At 68.4% G+C, this 2,291-nt stretch carries 2 protein-coding genes; one reads left to right on the top strand and one right to left on the bottom strand.

Annotation, left to right across the window (positions count from 1 at the left end; translation table 11 throughout):
* Nucleotides 1-234: 234 nt before the first annotated feature.
* Nucleotides 235-630: a BrxA/BrxB family bacilliredoxin gene (locus tag ACFC1F_RS43190; RefSeq protein WP_376167289.1), complete on the bottom strand. Its 396-nt coding sequence runs from the start codon at nt 628-630 to the stop codon at nt 235-237.
* A 144-nt stretch (nt 631-774) separates the two neighbouring features.
* Between ACFC1F_RS43190 and ACFC1F_RS43185 the strand changes: the two genes are divergently transcribed.
* Nucleotides 775-2,004: an RNA-guided endonuclease InsQ/TnpB family protein gene (locus tag ACFC1F_RS43185; RefSeq protein WP_376167286.1), complete on the top strand. Its 1,230-nt coding sequence runs from the start codon at nt 775-777 to the stop codon at nt 2,002-2,004.
* Nucleotides 2,005-2,291: the final 287 nt, after the last annotated feature.

The raw sequence follows: 2,291 nt of genomic DNA, 5'->3' as shown, positions 1-2,291 counted from the left end.
TTCGCTCGCTGGGCTCAAACCCCCGAGGTCGCTGTTTCAAAGCCTGCCCCCGCTACTACCACGGCGGTGGCCGGCGCATCCGGGCGCCGGCCACGGCCTTGTTCGTTGGTCGGCTGCCGGAGCGTGAAGCCGCCGTTGCCGGGGCAGGCCGGGCCGGGGTGCCTGCGGGGTTCCTGGGCCGGGCGCCTGATCGGGGTTCCTGGGCCGGGCGCGGGGGTGGGGCCGGGTTACCGGTTACTGGCCGAACTCGTCGAAGGCGGCCCGGAGGTCGCCCGCCAGGGACTGGGCGTCGCGGCCCTCGATCCGGTGGCGGGGGACGAAGTGGACGAGTTCGCCGTCCTTGAAGAGCGCGATGGAGGGCTGGGAGGGCGGGATGTCGGCGAAGTGCGAGCGCATCCGGGCGGTGGCTTCGAGGTCCTGCTCGGCGAAGACGGTGAGCAGCCGGTCGGGGCGCTTGGACCCGTTGTCCAGCGCGATGCGGACGCCGGGGCGGGCCATTCCGGCGGAGCAGCCGTCCACGTAGTTGATGACGACCAGGGTCATGCCCGTCGTGGCCTCTTCCATGGCCCGGTCGACGTCGTCGGCGCTCAGCAGCTCGGTGAAGCCGATCTCGGTCAGCTCTTCCTTCATCAGAGTCCTTTCGTGGATGCTCCCGGTTTCAGCTGGGGGAGGAAGCGAAAGGCCCGCGGAGTGGGGAGAGGGGCTGGTGTTCGCCGTCAAGGTGGACCGTAGTGCTCTGACTTGCAGATTTGATCTTTGACCCGTTGGTAGTTTGTGAGCGTGACGACTACTCACGTGAAGCGGGCGTTCAAGTACCGCTTCTATCCGAGTGATGCGCAGGCGGCTGAGCTGTCGCGCACGTTCGGGTGCGTGCGTAAGGTCTACAACCTGGCGTTGCAGGCGCGCACCGAGGCTTGGGTGATGCGCGGGGAGCGGGTCGGCTACAGCGCCACGTCGGCGATGCTGACGGCATGGAAGAAGACCAGGGAGCTGGCTTACCTCTGCGAGGTCTCCAGTGTTCCGTTGCAGCAGACGCTTCGGCACTTGCAGGGTGCGTTCGGCAACTTCTGGGCGAAGCGGGCGAAGTACCCGACGTTCAAGTCCCGGAAGAAGTCCCGCAAGTCCGCCGAGTACACCACCAGTGGCTTCCGGTTCCGCGATGGCAGGCTGACGCTGGCCAGGATGACCGAGCCGCTGGCCGTCGTGTGGTCCAGGCCGCTTCCCCGGCAGGCGCGGCCGTCCACGGTGACGGTGTCGCAGGACGCGGCCGGGCGCTGGTTCGTCTCCCTGTTGTGCGACGACCGGCCGGCTATTCCCGCGCCGGCCAATGCGGCCGTGGGGATCGACGTGGGTGTCACCAGCCTGGTGACGCTCTCCACCGGGCAGAGGATCGCCAACCCCCGGCACGAACCGCGTGAGCGGGAGCGTCTGGCCAGGGCGCAACGGGATCTTGCCCGCAAGGCCGTGGGCGATGGTGCGAACCGGGCGAAGGCCCGGCTCAAGGTCGGCCGGGTGCATGCCCGGATCGCCGACCGGCGCAGGGACTTCCTGCACAAGCTCACCACCCGACTCGTTCGTGAGAACCAAACGATCGTGATCGAGGACCTGAGCGTTCGGAACATGCTGAGGAATCGGCGGCTTTCCCGCGCGATCTCGGACGCGGGCTGGACCGAGATGCGCAGCATGCTGGAGTACAAGGCCGGGTGGTACGGGCGTGAGGTGATCATCGTTGACCGGTGGTTCCCGTCGTCCAAGCTGTGCTCGGCCTGCGGCACCTTGCAGGGCGGGATGCCGTTGAACGTCCGCGAGTGGACGTGCGGCTGCGGAGCGACCCACGACCGGGACGTGAATGCGGCGAAGAACATCCTGGCCGCCGGGCTGGCGGTTGCAGCCTGTGGAGACGGTGTAAGACCTCAACGGAGCACTCCGGGCGGGCAGTCGTCGGTGAAGCAGGAAGTGGTCCCGACCGCTGCGCCACGCGCAGCGGCTCAGCCGCGAGGCTGAGGGGAATCCCCCTCCTTCAGGAGGGGGAGGATGTCAAGGGCTTGATCAGCAGCGGTGGGTACGGCATCGAACACTCCTTACGCAGAGGTGAAGACCTGCGACTCACAGCAGTGAAGCGGTCGAGGAATCCCTGGGTTCGACCGACTGCCGTCTCGCGGCCCACCCAAGGCCTCGACCCCGCCCCGCTGCGCCGGGTTGTGAGCCGGCTGGAGCGCACTCGGACTGCGGCCCTCGCGTTGCGCGGCACCGAGCAGGTCCCGCCCGCCCGTCCGAGGGTGCGCCGTGGC

Source organism: Kitasatospora sp. NPDC056181 (assembly GCF_042266225.1).
Taxonomy (GTDB): Bacteria; Actinomycetota; Actinomycetes; order Streptomycetales; family Streptomycetaceae; genus Kitasatospora.
Note: the sequence above shows the minus strand (reverse complement) of the source record. Positions and strands in the feature narration are given on the sequence as shown.